This window comes from Bradyrhizobium sp. ERR14 (genome assembly GCF_014198235.1).
Lineage (GTDB): Bacteria > Pseudomonadota > Alphaproteobacteria > Rhizobiales > Xanthobacteraceae > Bradyrhizobium.
This window is the reverse complement of sequence record NZ_JACIHD010000009.1, coordinates 233,818-255,357: the sequence shown is the minus strand read 5'-3', so window position 1 is coordinate 255,357 and position 21,540 is coordinate 233,818. Positions and strand designations below refer to the sequence as shown.

Here is a 21,540-nt window from a genome sequence, read left to right as displayed (position 1 = left end):
TGTTAACAGGTAGATCTTGCTATCGCGCCTGACAAGCTGTATGTGCGTCATCATTATCTACCTGCCGACAGGTAGATATCCGCAAAGCTCTGATCACCTGAAGGAAAATTTATGGGCACTGGCAACCGACAAAAGCGCATCCTCCTCATCATGTCGTCGGTCGACGAGATGGGGATCAGCGGCAAGCAGACGGGCACCTGGTTCCACGAACTGGCGGCCCCCTATTACATCCTCACCAAGGCCGGCTTTGAGGTCGTGTTTGCTTCCCCACGGGGCGGCGAAGCGCCGATCGACCTCCTCAGCATGAAGTCGCCGTTCACCACCGAATATACCGAGCGCTTCCTCGCTGATCCGGTCGCAATGTTCGCTGCCCGCAACACCCGGAAGCTGCGCAATATCGACTACCGCACGTACGATGCCGTGTTCTTCCCCGGTGGCTATGGCCTGCTCTGGGATCTCGCGTCGGATTCCTACGCGATCAAGCTGATCCGTGACTTCCACAATGCGCAGCGTCCCATCGCGATGGTCTGCCACGCGCCCGCTATCCTGCGCGACGTCAAGAAGGACGACGGCCAATATCTCGTCAACGGCCTGAACCTGACCGGCTTCAAGAACGCGGAAGACACCGAAATCGAGCTGTTGCACCATCTTCTGTTCTCGCTCGAGGACGAGCTCAGGAATCGCGGAGCCAAATATCAGAGCAAGGCCAATTGGGAGCCGAACGTGGTCGTCGATGGCGTGCTGATGACAGGTCAGAGCCCCGCCTCCGCCGTGCCGCTTGCGGAAGCTCTCGCGAACCGCCTCGCCTGAATCATCGAAGGGTGCTCTCGGGAGCACCCTTCAACATGATCGTCACAGCGACACACGTGGACCGCACACGAGTTGCGAAAAATGAGCATGCGAACCAAGGTAGCCATTGTGGGCGGCGGTCTTGCCGGCCTTTACGCCGCGCGTCTGCTCGATGCGGCCGGCATCGACTTCCATCTGCTGGAGGCGAGAGATCGCTTTGGCGGGCGCATCCTCTCCGTCGACAGTGCGGGAGCGATCTCTGACGATGGCTTCGATCTCGGCCCGTCCTGGTTCTGGCCCGGCTTGCAGCCGGCGATGGGAGAGCTGATCCATGAGCTTGGACTGAGCGCTTTTCCGCAAAACGGCGACGGCGACGCTCTGTTCGAACGCATGTCGAAGGAGACAGTCCAGCGCTTCAGCGCGATGAGACAGGAGCCGCAATCGATGCGGCTGACTGGCGGCACCGGAGCGCTGATCCGTGCGCTGGTCGCGGCCCTGCCGCCGCAGCGCCTCCAGCTTCGATCGGCAGTGACCAGTATCGCGCTGACGCGCGACGGGGTGACCTTGGCGATGAAAGCGGCGGATGCGTCTTCTGCCATACTGGTTGCCGATCAGGTGATCCTCGCGCTGCCGCCCCGTCTCCTGGCACGGACGGTTTCGTTTCAGCCAGGCCTCGAGCCTGCGACCGCATTCCTTTGGCGGAGTACCGCGACCTGGATGGCGCCGCACGCCAAATTCTTCGCGCTGTACGATCGACCATTCTGGCGAGAGAGGAGTCTCTCCGGCACCGTGCAGAGCATGGTCGGCCCGATGGCGGAGATCCATGATGCGACGACCGCGTTCGGATCGGCCGCGCTGTTCGGCTTTCTCGGTGTCGCCGCGGATCAGCGCCTCGCCGTTGGCGAGGATGTGCTGGTGCAGGCCTGCATTACCCAGCTCGAGCGTCTGTTTGGACCTGAAGCGGCCCAGCCTCGTGCCACCTTGTTCAAGGATTGGGCCACCGATCCGCTGACCGCAACCGACGCCGACCGCATCGGCGGAGCGCATTTGCCTCCCGGCCGAGCGTCCTGGGTGAGCGGCGCCTGGGCCGACCGGATCTCGCTCGGCGGTAGCGAGACCAGTGCGACCGAACCCGGCTATCTCGCCGGCGCGATCGATGCTGCGGCTCGCGCCGTCGCCGAGGTCCTCGCCCGATTGATCGATGCACAGGAGACCATCACATGCTGAACGGAAAGACCGCGCTCATCACCGGCGGCAATAGTGGCATCGGCCTTGCCACGGCCAAGCGGCTTCGCGCTGAGGGCGTCCGCATCGCCATCACCGGCACTGATGCGGCCAAGCTGGAGGCCGCGCGTCAGGAAGTCGGCGGCGATACGCTCACGATCAGCGCCGACGTGCGCTCCCTTGCCGATCTGAAGGCGATGGTGCAGATCGTCGGCCACGCCTTCGGCAAGCTCGACATCCTCTTCGCCAATGCCGGCGTCGCCTATGGAACGCCGATTGAAACGACCGACGAAGAGAGCTTCGACCGCCTGATGGACATCAATGTGAAGGGCGTATTCTTCACGGTCCAGGCAGTGCTTCCGATCATGGCCGATGGCGGCTCGATCATTCTCAACACCTCATGGCTGGGTCAGGTCGGCACGCCGGGCCGGGCGGTCTTGTCTGCCTCTAAAGCGGCCGTACGGTCCTTCACACGCGTGTTGGCGGCGGAGCTTGTCGCTCGAAAAATCCGCGTCAATGCAGTCAGCCCAGGTCCGATCGACACGCCGATCCATCGCGCACCCGGGCAGACCGAAGAGGAGTTCAGGGCTTATGCTGATAAGGTCGGCTCCAAGGTTCCAGCCGGCCGCATGGGTAAACCGGAGGAGATCGCGGCGGCGGTGACATTCCTGGCCGGCGACGATTCGCGCTACCTGCTTGGAGCCGAGATCAATGTCGACGGCGGATTTGCGGAGATCTGATCATGCGCATCAATGACGACCTTTCTCGCCCTGTCATCGCCCACGCCTCGCAGGAGGACTGGATCCCGAGTCCGGCGCCCGGCGTCGACCGCCGCATGCTGTTTCGGATCGGCGAGGAGAAGGCGCGCGCCACCTCGATCGTCCGCTATGCGCCGGGCAGCGCCTTTGCGCGCCATGTGCATAGCGGCGGGGAGGAGTTTCTGGTGCTGGAAGGCGTCTTCCAGGACGACGAGGGCGATTATCCAACCGGGACCTATGTGCGCAATCCGCCGGGCACCTCGCATGCACCCGCATCACAGGGCGGCTGCACGATCTTCGTGCGGCTATGGCAGTTCCGCGCTGACGACAGGGCGCAGACCGTCGCCTGCCGGGCGAAGGTCAGCCCGCGGAGCCGCGCCCCGGCGCAAGCGCCGCAACAGTGTTGTTCGATGATGGCCATGAGACGGTTTTGCTGGAGGACTGGCGGGCGACCGCGACCGTCATAGTGGAGAATTCGGGCGGCTTGGAGTTTCTGTTGGTGTCGGGCGGCCTCACGGTCGACGGCGAGGCGATGAGCCCGCAGGATTGGGGGCGTCTGCCGGCGGGCGTCAATCTGCATGCGCAGGTTGGCGCTGAGGGCGCCCGCGTTTGGATCAAGCGGGGACCGCTATTGCATCCTGACGTGTGCGAATTCTAGAGCATGATCCGGAAAAATGTGCAGCGGTTTTCCAAAAAGATCATGCTCAAACAATAAACTGAAGCGCGATGATGTTTCATCCTAATCTCATCGCGCTTTAGCACGGCCGTCGCGATGAGCTTGCGGCGGAGAACGGCGGAAGCGCCTCGCCCTATCATTACGATGGCGAGGAGGTGTCGATCGCCCGGCTGATGCCGTCGCGATCGATCGCCGCCATCAATTTGCGGCCGCTCTCAAGCCGCTTCCGACACCGACTTCGCGCGCTGCTCGAGCACGCCGATCGTCGAGACCAGATTGTCGCGCCGCGCTCGAAGGTTGAGTGCAAGCAGCGGATAGGTCGGCTGCTGCACGTCAAACACCCCGGCTTTGGCTTCCTCCTCGAGAATGTCGGTATTCAACAGCCGAACGCGCCACCACAAATCGGCGATCAGCGCATCGAGCCGGAGTTCTCCGGCAGTACCAGAACGGGACATTTCTTGCATCGCATGCCTCAACCTGAAACGGGCCTCCCTGCCGAGGCCCGGCTTTGGTCATGACTCAGCAAGTGGAGTGCCAGGATCGGCGGGTGCGATTTGGCTCGGGAATTGGCTCCGCGCGGTGCGGTCCTTCGGCTCTCAGCGGAAGCTTAACGTGCCAGCGAACCACCAAATCTTCCCCCTTCCAAGCTATTCAAAGGGAGCCTTCACCTGCTCAGCTTTCCTGCTCTTGGGCGGCGGGCGATGATGACAAACGCCGGAGGCATTCAGCTCACGCCGCTCGCCGTTTCCGTCGCGCCGGGGGGCTTTGCCACGAGAGGCCGGCGAACGGCACGGGCTTGCTGAAGTGAAATCCCTGGCCGAGCGGGATGCCGAGTGACTGGAGCCGTTTGACCTGCTCGAAGGACTCGACCCCCTCGGCGACGATCGAGAGCTTCAACGTCTTCGCGAGCTGCACGATGGACTTCAGCACGGCGACGGTCTCGCAGCGATCGATCCTGTCGATGAACGATTTGTCGATCTTGACCTTGTCGAAAGGAAAGGCCGTCAAATAGGACAAAGACGAGTATCCGACACCGAAATCGTCGAGGGCAATGGAGACGCCGAGCGCCTTGAGGCGCTGGAGCGTCTTGAGGTTCTCCTCGGTGTCGGCGAGAAATACGCTCTCGGTGATCTCGAGCTCGAGCCGGGTTTGCGGAAGGCCGCTTTGCGCCAACGCAAACGTCACGGTGTCGACGAGATTGGTGCCGGCAAATTGCAGGGCAGAGAGATTGACAGCGACCTTGACGTCGGCCGGCATGCTCATCGCATCGCGACAGGCCCGGGCCAGCACCTGATTGCCGAGCTCGACGATCAAGCCCCCCGCCTCCGCAACCGCAATGAACTCAGCCGGAGGAATGTAGCCCCTGGTGCCGTGATGCCAGCGCGCCAGGGCTTCGACCGATTTTACCCGGCCGGTGCCGAGCTCGATCACGGGCTGATAAAACACCTCCAGCTCCTCGCGCCAGATCGCTTCGCGCAGCTCGATCTCGAGCACGTTGCGCTGATCCGCTTCCGCCTTGAGCTCCGCTGAATAAAGGTGGAAGCAGCTTCGGCCGGCATTCTTCGACCTGTAGAGCGCAAGATCGGCGTTGCGAAGGATCTCATCGACCCGCGTGCCGTGCTCGGGCACGAGCGCGAGGCCAATGCTACAGCCGATCACGACGGGATGGCCATCGATGTGATAGGGCTCGGCAATGGCCTGGACCAGCCGCTCGGCCAGGCTTGCAGCGCCGTCGCGCATCGCGGCCACGATCACGGCAAACTCGTCGCCGCCAATTCGCGCCGCCGTATCGGCATCACGAATCTGCGCCTTGATCCGGTCGGCGACCTGCTTCAGCAACGCGTCGCCGCATTGATGGCCGAGCGCATCATTGACGGACTTGAACTTGTCGAGATCGAGCAGGAGTACGGCGAACCCAGGCTCCAGCCGGCGCGAGCTGGCCAGCGCCTCGTCGATGCGCTCCTTGAACAGGTTGCGGTTGGCAAGGCCGGTCAGGCTGTCGTAATGCGCCAGCCGCTCGATGCGGTCCGCCGACGCCTTGCGCTCGGTGATGTCCTCATGAGTAGCGACCCAGCCGCCACCCTCGCGCCGGCCGTAGGAGATGTAGACGACCCGTCCATCGGGAAACTGCACGGTGTTCGAGATCTGCTCCGACCGGGCGAGCCGGTTCTTCAAATCGACGAGATAGGTCTCGACGTCGAGCACGGCGGTCTGTTTTGCGAATATATCCCGGAAATGCATGCCGATCCGAATGTCTTCCGGCAGGAGGCCATAGAGTTCGAGCCATTGCGGGTTGAATGCGATCAGGCGGTCGCGGCCATCGAACATGCTCAAGCCCTGGGGAAGGTTCCGGAGCGCATCCTCAAACTTGCTGGCAAAATCGCGCCGCTCGCGGTGAGCGCGATCCAGCGCCTGCTGCCGTCGCCAATGGAATGTCGTCGCGGCGAGGATAATGAACGTAAGCAGCAGCGCGCCGCCGAGATAAACCTTCTGCCTGACGGCGGAGCGGGAATAAATCTCCTGCCCCGAAATGCCGACGGTGAAGATGAGCGGAAACGCACGCGACCTGCGCGCCGTGGTCAACCGGTCGCTGCGGTTTGGTCGGTTCTCGTTCCAATATTGCACATAGAAGCCGTCACCCAGCTCGCCCTCGACGCGGCTGGGTGCGTGTTGTCCCAGCACGGAGCCCTGGTCCACGCCCCGGGCGGCGAGCACGACGTAATTGGCATTTCTGAGCACCAGCGTTCCGCCGACGCCGAGCTTTGCCGTGTCGTAGAACCTGCCGACCACGTCGACGCTGATCGAGCCGACGACCACTCCGGCCGGATTCCGCGCGAGGTCGAACACCTTTCTTGCGAGCTGGATCGTCCATTTGTTCGAGGCCCTTCCCAGCACCGGCTTGGCGACGTAGAGGCGATCGTCGGCTTGCGCCATGACATTGATGAAGTGCTCGCGATCGCCAAGATAAAGCGGCGGGCCGGAATAGCCCGCGGTCGTCTCGGTCATGTATCCGTTCGATCCGATCAGTGCGAACTGAACCACGTCGCCGGTCGCAATGCGGGCTTTGTCCGACCATGACTTCAAGCTGAAGGTGAGCGGATCCTGGGCGTAGAGCGCTCGCACCACCAGCAATGACTGATCGACGCGCTCGAAGATGCGTTCGGTGTTTTCCTCGAACAGTTCGGCGACGCTGTTGCCGTGCGACCGCGCCTGCTCGACCGCGTCCATCCGCTCCGACGCGGTGATTGCGAAATAGCCGATCCAGACCAGGGGCAGAAAGAACAACGCGATCTGCAGCGGACCATTCCGCAGGATCGTTCTTCCGGCTTTGCGGACTGCCCCTGCGGGAATCACGACGCGCCCCCCCGCTCCGGCCGCCAGGGCAGAACTGCGCTCGCCCGCAGTATTGGCATCGCCTTGTCTCCGCCTCGACTGCACAGGGACACCCGCGGCCGAAAGCGGCGCGCGGGTGCTGTTCATAGCGCAAAGGTAGCTGAAACAGCCTTAAGTTTGTGTTTGGGTAAAGCTCAATTCTTCAGATTAAAACATCCGTATCATCACGGAGGTCGGCTGGCCTTGAGCAATCAGGTACATGGGCATGTCGAAAGCCGCACATTTTTGGCCGCCTTCGGGCCGGCTTTTCAGATTGCGCGCGCAAGAACGATCGCGCCGGACAGGATGAAGACCCCGCCTGCCGCATAGCTCAATCTTCGGCCGAACGGCAGCAGCTTCTCGCCGGCGACATAGAGCGCGATGCCGATGATCCAGGCCGGGTTCATCACGCCGCCGACGAACAGCAATACCATCAGAAACCAGCAGCAGCCGACGCAGTAGCTGCCGTGGCGAAGTCCCATTCGCAATGCGCCGCGCGTGCCGGGCCGCCAATGTCGGCTGAGAAACAACAGCGGGCTCTCGCAGTAGCGCAGGCACGCCTGTTTGAGAGGTGTGAACTGATATACCCCTGCTGCAATCAGAATGCTGCCACCCAGAATCGCGCTGGTGCTTGCCATCGCCATCGACAGCAATCCGAAGCGTTCGAACGCTCCCTGCACCACCACCGCCGCGAGACTGAACCCCGCCCACGTCACGAGATAGCCGGCGAGAAAGATCCAGGTATCGATTGCGGCGCGGGAGGCAGTCTCCTGCTTGCGCTTGACGGTCGCATACAGGAGAACGGTGGGCACCGCGCTCGGCGCCATCATCGCGATCATCATCACCCACCACATCACGAACAGCAGCACGCCATAGAATGGCGTCCACGGCATCGGCGCCATGTCCGGCATGTCGGCCATCATCTCGGTGTCCATGCCGGCGCCCGCGGCGAGATAGGCCCAGGCGAGCGCCACCACTGCGGCGGTCCCGATCGCGACGATCAGCCGGTCGCGGTGGAGCAAATGTTCCAGTATCGAGCGCCCCTGCATCGACTTGTCCATAGCGATGAGGAGCTGACACCGAGGTTTTGTCTCGATGTCAGCGCCGCATCATGCCGCTACGCCCTCGGGCGTCTGCACGACATTGGCGAGCGAGCTATGCGTACCGCGGGTCTCGAACGGGATCGCGCCGGTCGAGCGGATGTTGGCGGATGCGACCTCGGCCGCCCGATGTTCGAACCCCTCGGGCATGACCACCTGGATGCGGTGCGGATCACCGGTCACCGGATTCTTGATCGGCTCGACATCAGTCTCGAGCACGCCCCTGGCGACGAGTTTTGCGACGCGTCCTTCCTTGTCGAAGGAAAACTCGAACGGCGCAAACACCGGATCGTGGATCTTGGTCACGATCATGCTAACGATCTGAAAAAGCGTACCTTCGGCCGAATGCTTGCCGGAAAAGATATCGAACAACGCCTGACGCTGCTCCGCCGTGGCGCGTTCGTCGATGATGGGCTGGATTGTCCCGTTGCCCTCATGAAGCGGCCCAGGGAAATCGACCGTGATGGCAAAGCAGAGACCATCGAGCCTGGTCCCTTCGAAATGTCCCTTGGCGATCCGCATGGCGACCATTCCCTTGCAATAGCCTTGGGTCGGCCGTGCGTTGAAATCGCAGGGGCAGCCAAACGCGCAGGTGCAGTTCTTCATCCATTCGCCTTCGAGACGCCAGTCCGATGCAGCCATGGCACATCTCCCAATGTGAGCGGGGACGCGGCAGCCGTTGACGAATTTGTTCAGCGTTATGTCGAAGCGAAACGTAGAGCCGCGAGCGGGATCGAAATCCGATCAGAAGGCCGGCCTCGCAAAAAAGTCGGCTGGCGAGCTGCCGTTCACCCAATGGCGAAAAGCATATCAGCTGTGGCCCTACGCGTACAGCGAACGCATGCGGCGAAGCTAGGGGTCGTCCGAAACTGAGAGGGGATGGTGCGCCACTCCGAACAAAACTTAGAACTCGTATGCCATTGAATACACTTATGATTTCTCGTGGCATCTGCGACCCGGCCGTGTCGTAGGCCTTTTTGCCGCGGTTCCGCGCGCCTTGGCCGCCGGAGTGGTAAGATCAGGGGCCGAGGGCAGATTTCGCGGCGCCGGATCTCGGTCAAGATAACGGCGCTCGAAGCGATGAACTCCAGAAGCAAACTGATGATCGCGGTTGCGGTCGGACGATGCGAGAGATGGAGGACGTTATGGAAGCGTGGCGTGACGACAAGGCCCGGTCGACCCTGATTCGCAATGCTGCGGCCAACGTGCAGCTAGGCAACGCGCCCCGGACTTTTGCCGAACTCCTGTTCGGCCACACCAATAGCGAGGATCTCGCCAACCACGACGCCGCTTCGCTGGCCTTCCTGGCCGAGCAGGCCTGGGAACATGTACAGCGGCGCACGGCGGGGCACGCCGATATCCGCATCGTCAATCCGACGATGCCGGATGGCCGCGAGATCTCCGTGCTCGAAATTCTCAACGACAACATGCCCTTCCTGTTCGACTCCACTTTGGCCGAGCTAGCCGAGCAGGGCATCGAGGTCGCCCTGGTCGCCCATCCGATCATCGCCGTGGAGCGCGACGAGCAAGGCAAGCTGATGCGCTTCCATGGCGAAACCCTGCCGGCGGGAGCAAGGGGCACGCGCGAAAGCCTCATCCATCTCCACATCGCCCGCATGGACGTCGACGCCGACCGCCAAAAGCTGGTCGATGGGTTGACCATGACGTTGAACGACGCGCGTGCCTGCGTCACCGACTGGAAGCCCATGCGCGCCCGCATCGAGGAGGCGATCAAGATCTTCTCCACCAATCCGCCGCCGCTGCCGATCGACGAGATCGCCGAAGCCAGCCAGTTCCTGCATTGGCTATGCCTGGACAATTTCACCTTCCTGGGCGTGCGCGAATATCGCTTCTCCCCCGACGGCGATGCGTCGGATGACATCACGACCGGCGAGGGCCTCGGCATCCTGCGCGATCCCGAGGTGAAGGTCCTGCGCCGCGGTCGCGAAATGGTGGTGATGACGTCGGAAATTCGCGAGTTCATGCGGGAGCCGAGCCTTCTCATCGTGATCAAGGCCAACGTGTCCAGCCGCGTTCATCGCCGCATCCGGATGGATTATGTGGGCATCAAGCTCTATAGCCCCGACGGCCGGCTCGAAGGAGAATTGCGCCTCGTCGGTCTGTTCACGTCCGGCGCCTATACCCGATCGGTCAAGCAAATCCCTTACGCCCGCCACAAGGTGGCGCAGGTGCTACAGCGCGCCGGCTTCGACCCGAACAGCCATTCGGGCAAGGCGCTGACGCATATTCTCGAAGATTATCCGCGCGACGATCTGTTCCAGATCGACGTCGACACGCTCTACAATTTCGTCATGGAGATCCTGATCCTCTATGAGCGCCCCCGGGTCCGGGCGCTGGCACGCGTGGACAAGTTCGATCGCTTCGTCTCCATCCTCTGCTTCATTCCGCGCGACAAATACGATACCGACGTGCGCACGCGCGTCGGCGCCTTCCTCTCGCAGGTCTACAAGGGGACCCTGTCGGCCTCCTACGTGTCCTTCCCCGAAGGATCACTGGCGCGCGTCCACTACATCATCGGGCGATATGAAGGTAAGACCCCGGTCGTCGAGCGCGAGACACTCGAAGCCGGGATCAGCGCCATTGCCGAGACCTGGGCCGACAAGTTGAAGGTCGCGCTCGCAGCGTCTGCCGACGGCATGCGGGCGCGCATGCTCGCAAGCCGCTATGCCCAGGCCTTTTCCGGCGGCTACACCGAGATATTCAGCGCCGAACAGGCGATCGCCGACATCACCACCATCGAAAAGCTCACCTCAGCCCGACCGGTGACGATTTCGGTTTACCGCCTCGCGGGGGACGACGATCCCAGACGATTCGGCCTGAAGGTCTTCTCGGATGCCGCACCGCTGTCGCTATCCTATCGCGTGCCGGTGATTGAAAATCACGGCTTGAACGTGGTCAACGAACGCACCTATCAGATCGTGCCGCGCACCAGGCAGGCGCCGGTATGGCTGCACGATATGACAATCGAGACCAGCGACGGCAAGCCGATCGCAATCAGCCGTGAATTCAACCACCGTCTGGAAGCCTCGATCATGGCGGTGGTCCGCGATCGCGCCGAATCCGACGGGTTCAACGCACTGATCCTGCGCACAGCCCTGAGTTGGCGGGAAGTATCGACGATCCGCGCGCTGTCGCGCTACCTCCATCAGATCCGCGCTCCGTTCACCCAGGACTATATGTGGGAGACCCTGCGCAGGAACGCCGCGATTACCGCCAACGTCGTCGCCCTGTTCCAGGGCCGCCTCGATCCGCGCCTTGGACTCACGATTGCGGAGCGCTCGGCGCGCGAGATGGCTCTCGTCGCCGAGATCGAGGAGCAGCTCAAATCCGTCGCCTCGCTCGATGAAGATCGCATCCTACGCCGCTTCACCAATCTCGTGCAGGCAACCATCCGCACCAATTTGTGGCAGGTCGGTCAGGATGGACATCCGCATCCGGTGATCTCCTTCAAGTTCGACGCCCGCAAGATCGAGGCCCTGCCGGCACCGCGACCACTGTACGAGATTTTCGTCTACTCGCCCCGCGTCGAAGGCATTCATCTGCGCTTTGGCAAGGTCGCGCGCGGCGGTCTGCGCTGGTCCGACCGGCCGCAGGATTTCCGTACCGAGATCCTGGGCCTCGTGAAGGCACAACAGGTGAAGAATGCCGTGATCGTGCCGGTTGGCGCGAAGGGCGGCTTCGTGCCCAAGCGCCTGCCGTCACCCTCGGGTCGCGACCACTTCATGGCGGAAGGCACCGAAGCCTATCGTATCTTCGTTCGCACGCTGCTCGAACTCACCGACAATCTCGACGGCGACACCATCGTGCCGCCCGACTCGACTGTGCGGCATGACGGCGACGACCCCTACCTGGTCGTCGCCGCCGACAAGGGCACCGCCACCTTCTCCGACATCGCTAATGCGATCTCGGCCGAGAAGCACCATTGGCTCGCCGATGCCTTCGCCTCCGGCGGCAGTCAGGGCTATGACCACAAGAAGATGGGGATCACGGCGCGAGGCGCCTGGGAGGCGGTCAAGCGTCACTTCCGCGAGCTTGGCGCCGACATCCAGACCAAGCCGTTCACGGTTGCCGGCGTAGGCGATATGTCGGGCGATGTCTTCGGCAACGGCATGCTGCTATCGCCGGCGACGAAGCTCGTCGCGGCGTTCGATCACCGCGACATCTTCATCGATCCCTCGCCTGATCCGGCGGTCAGCCTCGCCGAACGCAAGCGCCTGTTCAGCCTGTCGCGATCGAGCTGGCAGGACTACGACAAGTCCCTGATCTCGCAAGGCGGCGGCGTGTTCTCGCGCTCGCTCAAGGCGATCCCGCTTGCGCCGGAAGTGCGCACACTGCTTGATCTCGACAAGCCGCAGGCCACGCCTTTCGAGGTGATGACAGCGATCCTCAAGGCCCGCGTGGACCTCCTGTGGTTTGGCGGCATCGGCACGTATATCCGCTCGTCCTCGGAAAGCGATGATCAGGCCGGCGATCGCGCCAACGATCCGATCCGCATCACAGGCGCCGATGTCCGCGCCCGGGTGATCGGCGAAGGCGCCAATCTCGGCGTCACCCAGCGCGGCCGTATCGAGGCGGCACAGAAGGGCGTGAAGCTCAACACCGACGCCATCGACAATTCGGCCGGCGTGAACACGTCCGACGTCGAGGTCAATATCAAGATCGCGCTGGCGCGCCCCGAGCGCGAGGGGCGCCTCAGTCCAGGCGACCGCAACAGCCTGCTCGCCGCGATGACCGAGGAGGTCGGCGCGCTGGTGCTGCGCAACAATTATCTTCAGACGCTGGCGCTTTCGCTGGCCGAACGGAAAGGGGTGGCCGAGATCAGCTTCCTCACCCGACTGATGCAGTCGCTAGAGCAGCGCGGCCTGCTCAGCCGCGCCGTGGAGTTCTTGCCCGACGATGCGGCGATCACTGAGCGTACGAGACGCAGCCAGCTCCTGACGCGGCCCGAGCTTGCCGTGTTGCTCGCTTACGCCAAGCTGACGCTGTACGACGACCTGCTTGCAACTGGCGTACCCGACGATCCCTATCTCGCCCGCGAACTATCCCAATATTTTCCGCGCCAGGTGCAGGAGCAATTCCCGACAGCGGTACAATTGCATCGGCTCCGGCGGGAGATCATCGCCACCAGTCTCGCCAATGCCGTGATCAACCGGGGCGGCCCGGCCTGTGTCGTGCGCCTGACCGACGAGACCGACGCCGATATCGCCACCATCGTCATGGCCTTCGTGGCGGTGGACGAATCCTACGGCCTCAAGCGGCTCAATGCCGGGATCGATGCACTCGACACCCGCATCGACGGGCAATTGCAACTCGGCCTCTACGCAGCGATCCAGGATCTCCTGCTCTCACGCATGGTCTGGTATGTGCGCAATGCTGATTTCAAGGCCGGTCTGGACGCCGTGATCGCACGCTTCGGCCCCGGAATCCAAGAGATCGCCGCCGGGCTCGACAAGACCCTGCCGCAGGATTCGCAGGCTGGGCGCACCAGGCGGCGGCAGGATCTGATCGATGCCGGTGTCCCGGCGGGCCTTGCCGCAGAACTCGCCGATCTCGATGCGCTCCTCTCCGCACCGGATATCGTCACCGTCGCGGAGCGCACCAACCGGGCCATCGGTGACGCCGCCACGACCTTCTTCGCCGCCGAGGCCGAATTCAGACTCGATCGGATCATCGCCGCCGCGCGCAGCGTGCCGGCCAACGATAATTACGAACGTCTCGCCATCGATCGCGCCGTTGGCCAGATCGCGGCCGCGGAAAGAGCACTGGTCGCCAACATGCTGGCAAACGGGGAATCCGGCCAGCAGGCCACCGGCGACTGGCTTGCGGCTCATCCTGAGGCGATGCGCGTTCGCCGCTTGGTCGAGGAGATCGCGGCCAGCGGCTTGACGCTCGCCAAGCTGACGGTGGCAGCCAATTTGCTGGGAGACCTCGTCCAGGCCTGAGTCCCGACGGCCGACCTCACTCGAAGCGATAGTCTGTGATGTCGACGCCAACGAGGCCGCCATGGGCCTCGATTGCCTGCTGCTGAAGATCACGCGTCTGTCCCCTCCCTCACTCGTCCAGGGTCGCGATCTCTGCCGGAAATCGCACCGCAAGGCGGCGCCAGTCGCCGCTATCGGTCGGCCAGGGCTCCAGTTCCTCGGTCTCAACTCTCGGCCAGGCGAGCAGGAACGGCATGTTCAGATAGGTCCACATGGCGCAGCCGGCGAAGTAGGCGAGTTGCAGTTCCGTCCACGGCGTTTGCAACTCATGGCCGGCAAAGCTCGCCCGCGGTTCAAGCAGCTCTTCGAGCACCGTTCCGTCGTCAGCTTCCAGAGCCACCCGGCTCGGCTCAAAGCGCGAGCGCCGATTGTCAGCGCCGAACGGAGCGTGTGACGCCCACTCCCTCTTCAGACCCGCGGTGACCTTGGTCCGCTCGAGGGTGACAGCCTGTCCCTTCAAGGACAGGACGCCGCCCTGCACGAGATCCGCCGACACCTGCTCGAACTGCCGCCACCGATCGAGGCCTCCATGAGCTTCGATGGCAATATCCTTGAGTTGCTTCATTATCGGGCTCCTGCGGAAGCCGCGCAGGATCGCGCGGCCTTTGTGGCGGGAGCCTAGGCGGTCGGCCAAGCCTGCCGAACGACTTAGATGCCTTGATTCCAGACACCGCCGCGAGCCGCGGTTTTCCAAATGCCTCTTCCACGCGTCGCTGCTTTGAAGGCGCCGGTAGGATGCCGTTTCGAGCTGGTCGACGGTCAACAGATAGTGTCGATCGCGGAGGCCGGCGTGGAAGGGCGTGCGGAAGCGTGGTTCTGAACGCTGGATTTGACGTACATAGACTTAGCGAGCCCTAGGAAGAGAAATACGCGAGCGCGCTTCGCGCCGATCATCTGGCGAGGCGCAATCGTACAAGATCGTGCTCCAGCGTGGAAAAGCGTAGAAATGGTGCCCAGGGGCGGAATCGAACCACCGACACTGCGATTTTCAGTCGCATGCTCTACCAACTGAGCTACCTGGGCGTGCTCCAAGAGAGGGGCCAAAGCCCATCGAGCGGGCGGTTTATAGTGGGCCGGAAGCGGCCTGTCCACCCGGCTTCGCCAAGAGGCTTCGCCGGGCGCGGCCCGGCTGTGCACAAGCTGCCGCCGCTGGCGCGCGGCGCGTCGACCGGCCAAATAAGCCCATGAAATTATTTACTTATTCTACGTCATTCACGTCGTCGTCGCGGCCGGGGATGACGTAGGAGCCTTTCAGCCAGCGGTTCAGGTCGACGTCGCGGCATCGCGAGGAGCAGAACGGACGGGTGGTCTCGGACTGCGGCTTGCCGCAGATCGGGCAGGTTTTGAGCGGGCTGGCGGGCTTTTTGACGTGGTCGTCCATGATGTCGGCGGCTTGCACGGGGTGAAGGGGTTCAAGAGCCTGTCGGCAAACAGGTTCCTCGTACCGGCGGCGCGTGCGCCCCGTCAGGCTATTCTACTGTGCATGGCGTTGTTTTCGCGATTCTGTTGGGCCGCGGCTGGCCGGCTCACACCGCGGTGGCGTTGAGCCAGCCGAAGCGGATCGGAAAGCCCTCGCCGCCGAGCAGCGTGGTGGTCTCGTAGAGCGGCAGGCCGACGACGTTGCTGTAGGACCCCACCATCTTCACCACGAAGGAGCCGGCGATGCCCTGCACGGCGTAGCCGCCGGCTTTGCCGCGCCATTCGCCGGAGCCGATATAGGCCTGGATGTCGTCTTCCGAGAGGCGCTTGAAGCGGACGCGGGTCTCGACCAGCCGCTGGCGGAACGCCTCGCGCGGCGTCACCAGGGTGATCGCGGTGTAGACGCGGTGGTTGCGGCCCGACAGCAGCCGCAGGCACTGCGCCGCCTCGTCCACGAGATTCGCCTTGGGCAGGATGCGGCGGCCGACCGCCACCACCGTGTCGGCGGAGAGGATGAAGGCGCCGCGCAGCTCGTCATCCAGCTGCACCGATTTGAGCGCCGCGTCCGCCTTGGCCCTTGCGAGGCGATTGGCACAGGCGCGCGGCAGCTCGCCCCGCTTCGGCGTCTCGTCGACGTCGGCCGGCCGGAGCGCGTCCGGCTCGATGCCGGCCTGGTTGAGCAGCGACAGGCGCCGCGGCGAACCGGAGGCAAGTACGAATTTGGGGCGGCCAAGCATCAGTGATTTGGGGGATGAGCAGGGGGTGAATTGCGCGCGGAACCTATCGGAAGGGGGCTGATTTCACAACCCGGGAACCCGAGCTTTGGTGATTCGAGGCTTCCGACAGCATGTGCCCACGGTGTGTGACGGCGGTGTTACGGGTGCCGAATGCTACCCGCTCGCCGCGCCCACCTTGGCAAAACGCCGGCGGATGCGCATCAACAGCTGGTCGCAGACGTCGCGATAGGCTGCCAGCTTCTGGTCGCGGCTGCCCTCGATGGTGGTGGGATCCTGCGTCGGCCAATATTCGACGTCGGCCGCCAGCGTCCGCGTCAGCTCCAGCGCCTTGTGGTGCGCCTCGGGCGAGAGCGTGATGATGAGATCGAAATTCAGCCCCTCCCAATCCTCCAGCTCCTCGAAGGTCTGCGGCTTGTGGGCGGAGATGTCCTGGCCGAGCTCGGCCATCACGGACACCGCGAACGGATCGAGCTCGCCGCGCCTCGCGCCGGCCGATTTCACGTAGAGGCCCTGCGGAAACATATGCTGCAACAGGCTCTCGGCCATCGGCGAGCGCACGCTGTTCATCGCGCAGGCGAACAGCACCGATTGCGGATCGCGTGCGCGTGGCGGACCCGCCATCGCGCTTACCCCTTCCAATGAAGGACAGTAATGAGCGTGAACAGCCGGCGCGAGGTCTCGAAGTCGACCCGCACCTTGCCCTTCAGCCGCTCCTGCAGCGTACGCGATCCCTCGTCATGGATGCCGCGCCGACCCATGTCGATGGCCTCGATCTTGTCGGGGGTCGCGGTGCGGATCGCCTGGTAGTAGCTGTCGCAGATCATGAAATAGTCCTTCACGATCCGCCGGAACGGCGTCAGCGACAACAGATGCGCGACGACAGGCGTGCCGTCGTCACGGCGGATGTCGAACATCAGGCGGTTGCCGGTGATGCCGATATGCAGCGTGAACGGGCCCTTCCCGTCGGCGCCATCGGGCGCGAACAGGTTCTGCTCGATCAGATCGTAGATCGCGATCGCGCGCTCATGCTCGATATCAGGCCCGGAACGGCCGATCGATTCCTCGTCGAGCGTGACGCCGACGATGCGATTGGTCGAGTCGTCCTGTTCGGGCAGCACTGTCATGACAGATTGAGACGCAATCCAATCGAACGCGAATGGGCGTCCAGCCCCTCCGCTTGTCCGAGCGTCATCGCGGCAGGTCCGAGCGCGCGCAGCTGATCCGGGCCGCACTTCAGGATCGAGGTGCGCTTCATGAAGTCGTGCACCGACAGCCCTGAGGAGAATCGCGCCGAGCGCGCCGTCGGCAGCACATGATTGGAGCCGCCGACATAGTCGCCGATCGCCTCCGGCGTGTGGGGCCCGAGGAACACCGCGCCGGCATTGCGGATCTTCGCAGCGAGCGCCTCGGGATCCGCGGTCATGATCTCGAGATGCTCCGCGGCAATCGCGTCCGCGAGCGGAATACTGTCGCTTAAGTTCTTCACCATGATGATGGCGCCGAAATCGGCCCAGGACGCGCCGGCGATCGCGGCGCGCGGCAGCGTCTTCAACTGCGCCTCGACCGCCTTTTCGACGTCGGCGGCAAGGCGCGCCGAATCGGTGATCAGGATCGACTGCGCGCTGGCATCGTGCTCGGCCTGCGCCAGGAGATCGGCGGCGATCCAGTCGGCATTGCCGGTGTCGTCGGCGATCACCAGCACCTCGGAGGGGCCGGCGATCATGTCGATGCCGACCTTGCCGAACACCAGCCGCTTGGCGGCGGCGACATAGGCATTGCCGGGGCCGACGATCTTTGCGACCGGCGCGATCGTCGCGGTGCCGTGCGCCAGCGCCGCCACGGCCTGCGCGCCGCCGACGCGGTAGATCTCGGTGACGCCGCCCAGCGAGGCCGCCGCCAGCACCAGCGGATTGAGCTTGCCGTCCGGCGACGGCACCACCATCACCAGGCGCGAGACGCCGGCGACTTTTGCAGGCACCGCGTTCATCAGCACCGAGGACGGATAGGCCGCGGTGCCGCCGGGCACGTAGAGGCCGGCGGATTCGATCGCGGTATAGCGCCAGCCGAGCTCGACGCCGAGCGGGTCGGTGAAGCGCTCGTCCTTCGGCAACTGCCGGCGGTGATAGATTTCGATGCGGTCCCGCGCGAGCTTGAGCGCATCCAGTGTCGCGGCATCGCACGCCTTGTTCGCGGCCTCGATTTCGGCGGCCGAGACGCGCAAGGAGGCCGCATCCAGCGTCAAGCGGTCGAACTTTGCGGTGGCCTCGAGCAGCGCGGCATCGCCCCGCTTTGCCACGTCGTCGACAATGGCGCGCGCGGCGGCTTCGACGTCGGCCGAGACCTCGCGTTTGGCGGCGAGGAAGGCCGCGAATCGCTGGTCAAAATCGGCGCTGCTGCGGTCGAGGCGAACGGGCATATCTGGCTTGGCTTCTGGCTGGTCTTTGGGACGGATTGGCGCACCAGGTCCCCTGCTCAATGGCGCGGCGGGGAAGCGGCGTCAACCCTCGCAAGCCGCCGTTCTGGCGCAGGCCTGAGCCGGCGCGGCTGGTATACAGGTCACCTCATCCCTCCCCTTCGATCTCCAACCCCGTTCCCAGCGTATCGGCGCCGAGGTCGGTCAGCTCACATTCCAGGCATTCGACGTCGAGCCGGATGGCACCGCCCTCGGCGAACAAGAGCAGGGCGCTGCCGCCGGGCTCCTCGTCGCGCCCGTCCCGGGGATGAAATTCGATGCCGACGAGGTCCAGGACCTTGTCGGGAGCGGCGAGCTCGATATTGCGCGACTTGCAGGCGAGCACGCGGTCGAAGCGGAGCGCGGCGACCAGCCGGCGCGGCTCGGCCTCGCCCTCCAGCGTCTGCTCCCAGTCCAGCCGGCTCATCCCGACCACAAGCCGCTTCTCGCTCTGCCGCCAGATGATGTCGGAGGCCTGGACACGGGCGTCCTGGACATGGGTCGAGATCACGGCGAGATCGTCGGCGTCGAGGGCGATCAGTTTGAGCTGGGGCGACATCGCCGACGCTTCTCCTTCGAACTGGACAGGGTTCAACGCGCACAGGCCCCGAAATTTCCGCTCAAACTAACGGGCCGGCAGGCTAGAGGCTATTGATATCCTCCATCTCGAGCACCTTCCGCGGATACCCCTCCCGGGCGACGCGGATCATGGCGCGGCCGATCTGCTCGGTCGAGGTGACGAGCCGCGGCGAGAGCCGGCGCAGCACCGACCAGAGCGGCCAAGTTGCGGTATAGACCGCCTGCACCCAGGCGGTCTTGGAACGGGCGCCGTGCAGCGGCTGGATCGCGCCGGGCCGGAACATGTAGGCGGCCCGGAACGGCAGCTTCAAGAGATCGTTCTCGGTCTTGCCCTTGATCCGTGCCCACATCCGCGAGCCCTGCTCGGTGGAATCGGTGCCGGCGCCGGTGACGTAGGTGAAGACCATCTGCGGATTGAGGCGCGCCAGCGTCGTCGCAGCCGCAAGCGTGAGGTCATAGGTGAGATGGCGGTAGCGATCTTCGCTCATGCCGATCGAGGACACGCCGAGGCAGAAAAAGCAGGCATCGAAGCCGGTGAGCTGGGCCTCGATCGTCGAATAGTCCAGAAAATTGTCGTGGATGATCTCGGTGAGCTTGGCGTTGCGCACGCCGGTTGGGCTGCGGCCGACCACGAGCACGCGGTCGATGCCGGTGTCGACCAGGCATTCGCGCAGAACGCCCTGCCCGACCATGCCGGTCGCACCGAAGATGATGACTTGCATCGGGATGTTCCTGGCGGGCTCGCGGCTCATGCCGCGGCCGCGATCTCGTCGAAGGATACACCGGTCAACGTCGCCGAGACATCCCACAGCATGGCAGCGGTGGCGAAATCCTTCGCGTGTGGCATGATCCGCGCTGGCGCTGGCGCCCCCTTCATTTCGTAGAATCCGTTCGGGCCGTAATAGCCGCCAGGCTCTGCCGTGGGCGAAGTCGCGGCGAGCAGCGTCGGCAGCGCGCCCTCGGCGGCGGACTGGCTGAACAGCGGCTGGAGCAGCCGGCCGATCCGCCACTGGAACGTGTTGGCGCCCGGCCCGTTCGCAATGAGGTCGGTGCGCGCAAAGCCGGGATGCGCGGCAATGCTGCTCACACCCCAGCCGGCCGCGTCGCTGCGACGTTGCAATTCGAGCGAAAACATCAGCATCGCCAGCTTGGACTGGCAATAGGCGCGCCACGGACGATAGGAATGCTTGCTCTGCAGATCGTCGAAATTGATCGCGCCGGAGCGGTGCGCAAGGCTCGAGAGATTGACGACACGAGGCGCCTTCGCGCGGCGAAGCTGCGGCAACAGTTGCGCCGTCAACGCGTAGTGACCGAGATAATTGGTGCCGAGCTGCATCTCGAAACCATCCTCGGTCTGCTGCCGCTTCGGCAGCGCCATCACGCCGGCATTGTTGACGAGGAGGTCGAGCTGCTCGTTGCCGGCGGCAAAGCGCCTGGCGAAATCGGCGACGGAGGCGAGGCTGGCGAGATCGAGAGGCTCAAAGGCGATCAGCGCATTGGGAAACCGCTCGCAGATGCCTTCGATCGCCCGCAGGCCCTTTGCGTCGTTGCGTCCGGTGAGTATGACAATGGCACCGGCGCCTGCCAGCGCCATCGCCGTCTCGTAACCGAGGCCACCCGTCGCCCCCGTCACGACGGCCGTCTTGCCGGCGAGAGAGGGGATGTCTGCCGTGGTCCAGTCGGTCATGCCATGTCTCCGTTCGGGGCTGGAACGAAGCCCGCGACCGGTCTAAATGTGCACTTAGTGCAATTTTGCAAGAGGTGAACCAATTTGAAGGCTTCGAAGGTGGTCCGGAAACGCGTCAAGTCATTGTCCGGGGACGGAAAATCCCCGGCCGCGCCCGGCCTGCGCCAGCGCAAGCGGCAACAGACCCGCGAGCGGTTGACCCGGGCGGCGATGGCGCTGTTCCTGGAGCGCGGCTTCGAGGCCACGACCATCGACGATATCGCGGCGGCGGCGGACGTGTCGCGCCGGAGCTTCTTCCACTATTTCGCGTCCAAGGAGGACGTGGTGGCCGCCTGGCAGGAGAATGCCGCCAGCGCGCTGGTCGCCGAGGTCGTCGCACGGCCCGCGGACGAATCCATGCTGACTGCGGCGGAGAATGCGATCGCGGCGGCGGTCAAGCGGCTCGATCCGGCGGAAGCAGCTGCGATGTCGCGACTCAAGCGCGACAATCCGGCACTGCAGGCGCGCGATCAGCTCAAATACGAGAAGCTCGAGCGCGCGCTGGCCGAGGGCCTTGCCCAGCGCGGGCGAACCAAATCCGACCGGCTGCAGGCGCGGCTCGTCGCCATGATCGCCACCGGCGCGATGCGCGTCGGCGGCGAGAGCTGGATCGGCGAAGGCGCGCGGGAGAAGCCGGAGGCTTTCGTCAAGCGCACCTTCGATGCGATCAGGGCGATCCTGAAGTGAGTGATGCGTTCACCCTTCA

At 64.0% G+C, this 21,540-nt stretch carries 18 protein-coding genes, 1 tRNA gene and 1 pseudogene; 6 read left to right on the top strand and 14 right to left on the bottom strand.

What is annotated here, in order from left to right; all coding sequences use genetic code 11:
• Positions 1-111 precede the first annotated feature (111 nt).
• The 4 genes and pseudogenes from GGD62_RS25175 (at position 112) to GGD62_RS25160 (ending at position 3,429) form a co-directional block, all read left to right on the top strand.
• Positions 112-810 (top strand): type 1 glutamine amidotransferase domain-containing protein, encoded by a 699-nt coding sequence (locus GGD62_RS25175; protein ID WP_018321280.1) that lies wholly within the window; start codon positions 112-114, stop codon positions 808-810.
• Positions 811-897: 87 nt separating this feature from the next.
• On the top strand, positions 898-2,016 hold the full coding sequence (locus GGD62_RS25170) for an FAD-dependent oxidoreductase (protein WP_183710797.1): 1,119 nt from the start codon (positions 898-900) through the stop codon (positions 2,014-2,016).
• Positions 2,010-2,753, top strand: a complete 744-nt coding sequence (locus GGD62_RS25165; RefSeq protein WP_092254092.1) for an SDR family oxidoreductase — start codon at positions 2,010-2,012, stop codon at positions 2,751-2,753. The genes GGD62_RS25170 and GGD62_RS25165 overlap by 7 nt, the downstream gene beginning before the upstream one ends.
• Positions 2,754-2,755: 2 nt before the next feature.
• Positions 2,756-3,429, top strand: a pseudogene (locus GGD62_RS25160) (cupin domain-containing protein).
• 233 nt (positions 3,430-3,662) lie between these two features.
• Here GGD62_RS25160 and GGD62_RS25155 read toward each other — a convergent pair.
• The 4 genes from GGD62_RS25155 to GGD62_RS25140 all read right to left on the bottom strand — a co-directional run bounded on the left by GGD62_RS25155 (position 3,663) and on the right by GGD62_RS25140 (position 8,561).
• The gene (locus tag GGD62_RS25155; RefSeq protein WP_026202521.1) at positions 3,663-3,911 is read right to left on the bottom strand and encodes a hypothetical protein; all 249 of its coding nucleotides are present in this window, start codon (positions 3,909-3,911) and stop codon (positions 3,663-3,665) included.
• Between the two features lie 265 nt (positions 3,912-4,176).
• Entirely contained in the window at positions 4,177-6,732 is a 2,556-nt protein-coding gene (locus GGD62_RS25150; RefSeq protein ID WP_183235549.1) for an EAL domain-containing protein, read from the bottom strand.
• A gap of 356 nt (positions 6,733-7,088) precedes the next feature.
• A complete protein-coding gene (locus GGD62_RS25145) occupies positions 7,089-7,868 on the bottom strand; it encodes a DUF2182 domain-containing protein (protein ID WP_246800281.1) in 780 nt (259 codons plus the stop codon).
• 60 nt (positions 7,869-7,928) lie between these two features.
• Positions 7,929-8,561 (bottom strand): DUF1326 domain-containing protein, encoded by a 633-nt coding sequence (locus GGD62_RS25140; RefSeq protein WP_092254084.1) that lies wholly within the window; start codon positions 8,559-8,561, stop codon positions 7,929-7,931.
• A 491-nt stretch (positions 8,562-9,052) separates the two neighbouring features.
• Here GGD62_RS25140 and GGD62_RS25135 point away from each other — a divergent pair, with 491 nt between their 5' ends.
• Entirely contained in the window at positions 9,053-13,882 is a 4,830-nt protein-coding gene (locus GGD62_RS25135; protein ID WP_183710745.1) for an NAD-glutamate dehydrogenase, read from the top strand.
• 109 nt (positions 13,883-13,991) lie between these two features.
• Here GGD62_RS25135 and GGD62_RS25130 read toward each other — a convergent pair whose 3' ends face one another.
• The 10 genes from GGD62_RS25130 to GGD62_RS25085 all read right to left on the bottom strand — a co-directional run bounded on the left by GGD62_RS25130 (position 13,992) and on the right by GGD62_RS25085 (position 20,795).
• The gene (locus tag GGD62_RS25130) at positions 13,992-14,684 is read right to left on the bottom strand and encodes a hypothetical protein (protein ID WP_246800280.1); all 693 of its coding nucleotides are present in this window, start codon (positions 14,682-14,684) and stop codon (positions 13,992-13,994) included.
• Positions 14,685-14,868: 184 nt separating this feature from the next.
• A tRNA-Phe gene (locus tag GGD62_RS25125) sits at positions 14,869-14,944 on the bottom strand.
• Positions 14,945-15,119: 175 nt separating this feature from the next.
• Positions 15,120-15,302 (bottom strand): DNA gyrase inhibitor YacG, encoded by a 183-nt coding sequence (yacG, locus tag GGD62_RS25120; protein ID WP_183710796.1) that lies wholly within the window; start codon positions 15,300-15,302, stop codon positions 15,120-15,122.
• Between the two features lie 145 nt (positions 15,303-15,447).
• Positions 15,448-16,077, bottom strand: coding sequence for a Maf-like protein (locus tag GGD62_RS25115; protein WP_018321268.1), 630 nt, complete (start codon positions 16,075-16,077; stop codon positions 15,448-15,450).
• 153 nt (positions 16,078-16,230) lie between these two features.
• On the bottom strand, positions 16,231-16,698 hold the full coding sequence (locus GGD62_RS25110) for a low molecular weight phosphatase family protein (RefSeq protein ID WP_018321267.1): 468 nt from the start codon (positions 16,696-16,698) through the stop codon (positions 16,231-16,233).
• A 5-nt stretch (positions 16,699-16,703) separates the two neighbouring features.
• Positions 16,704-17,201, bottom strand: coding sequence for a UPF0262 family protein (locus GGD62_RS25105; protein ID WP_018321266.1), 498 nt, complete (start codon positions 17,199-17,201; stop codon positions 16,704-16,706).
• Positions 17,198-18,493, bottom strand: a complete 1,296-nt coding sequence (gene hisD, locus GGD62_RS25100) for a histidinol dehydrogenase (protein WP_183710744.1) — start codon at positions 18,491-18,493, stop codon at positions 17,198-17,200. The genes GGD62_RS25105 and hisD overlap by 4 nt, the downstream gene beginning before the upstream one ends.
• 145 nt (positions 18,494-18,638) lie before the next feature.
• A complete protein-coding gene (locus tag GGD62_RS25095) occupies positions 18,639-19,088 on the bottom strand; it encodes a DUF2948 family protein (protein ID WP_104463564.1) in 450 nt (149 codons plus the stop codon).
• Between the two features lie 82 nt (positions 19,089-19,170).
• Entirely contained in the window at positions 19,171-19,830 is a 660-nt protein-coding gene (locus GGD62_RS25090) for an epimerase (protein WP_026202519.1), read from the bottom strand.
• A 26-nt stretch (positions 19,831-19,856) separates the two neighbouring features.
• Positions 19,857-20,795: an SDR family oxidoreductase gene (locus GGD62_RS25085; RefSeq protein WP_183235555.1), complete on the bottom strand. Its 939-nt coding sequence runs from the start codon at positions 20,793-20,795 to the stop codon at positions 19,857-19,859.
• 84 nt (positions 20,796-20,879) lie between these two features.
• On the opposite strand from GGD62_RS25085, the gene GGD62_RS25080 reads away from it, so the two are divergent.
• Complete coding sequence (locus GGD62_RS25080) at positions 20,880-21,521, top strand: TetR/AcrR family transcriptional regulator (RefSeq protein WP_183710743.1); 642 nt, start codon at positions 20,880-20,882, stop codon at positions 21,519-21,521.
• The last annotated feature ends 19 nt before the right edge of the window (positions 21,522-21,540 follow it).

Bases quoted from the DNA above. Each gene is read 5' to 3' on its own strand.
- GGD62_RS25115 (WP_018321268.1), bottom strand. From the start codon at position 16,077: ATGCTTGGCCGCCCCAAATTCGTACTTGCCTCCGGTTCGCCGCGGCGC.
- GGD62_RS25170 (WP_183710797.1), top strand. From the start codon at position 898: ATGCGAACCAAGGTAGCCATTGTGGGCGGCGGTCTTGCCGGCCTTTAC.
- GGD62_RS25145 (WP_246800281.1), bottom strand. From the start codon at position 7,868: ATGCAGGGGCGCTCGATACTGGAACATTTGCTCCACCGCGACCGGCTG.
- GGD62_RS25140 (WP_092254084.1), bottom strand. From the start codon at position 8,561: ATGGCTGCATCGGACTGGCGTCTCGAAGGCGAATGGATGAAGAACTGC.
- GGD62_RS25095 (WP_104463564.1), bottom strand. From the start codon at position 19,088: ATGTCGCCCCAGCTCAAACTGATCGCCCTCGACGCCGACGATCTCGCC.
- GGD62_RS25085 (WP_183235555.1), bottom strand. From the start codon at position 20,795: ATGACCGACTGGACCACGGCAGACATCCCCTCTCTCGCCGGCAAGACG.
- GGD62_RS25175 (WP_018321280.1), top strand. From the start codon at position 112: ATGGGCACTGGCAACCGACAAAAGCGCATCCTCCTCATCATGTCGTCG.
- GGD62_RS25090 (WP_026202519.1), bottom strand. From the start codon at position 19,830: ATGCAAGTCATCATCTTCGGTGCGACCGGCATGGTCGGGCAGGGCGTT.
- yacG (WP_183710796.1), bottom strand. From the start codon at position 15,302: ATGGACGACCACGTCAAAAAGCCCGCCAGCCCGCTCAAAACCTGCCCG.
- GGD62_RS25165 (WP_092254092.1), top strand. From the start codon at position 2,010: ATGCTGAACGGAAAGACCGCGCTCATCACCGGCGGCAATAGTGGCATC.
- GGD62_RS25135 (WP_183710745.1), top strand. From the start codon at position 9,053: ATGGAGGACGTTATGGAAGCGTGGCGTGACGACAAGGCCCGGTCGACC.
- hisD (WP_183710744.1), bottom strand. From the start codon at position 18,493: ATGCCCGTTCGCCTCGACCGCAGCAGCGCCGATTTTGACCAGCGATTC.
- GGD62_RS25155 (WP_026202521.1), bottom strand. From the start codon at position 3,911: ATGCAAGAAATGTCCCGTTCTGGTACTGCCGGAGAACTCCGGCTCGAT.
- GGD62_RS25105 (WP_018321266.1), bottom strand. From the start codon at position 17,201: ATGACAGTGCTGCCCGAACAGGACGACTCGACCAATCGCATCGTCGGC.
- GGD62_RS25110 (WP_018321267.1), bottom strand. From the start codon at position 16,698: ATGGCGGGTCCGCCACGCGCACGCGATCCGCAATCGGTGCTGTTCGCC.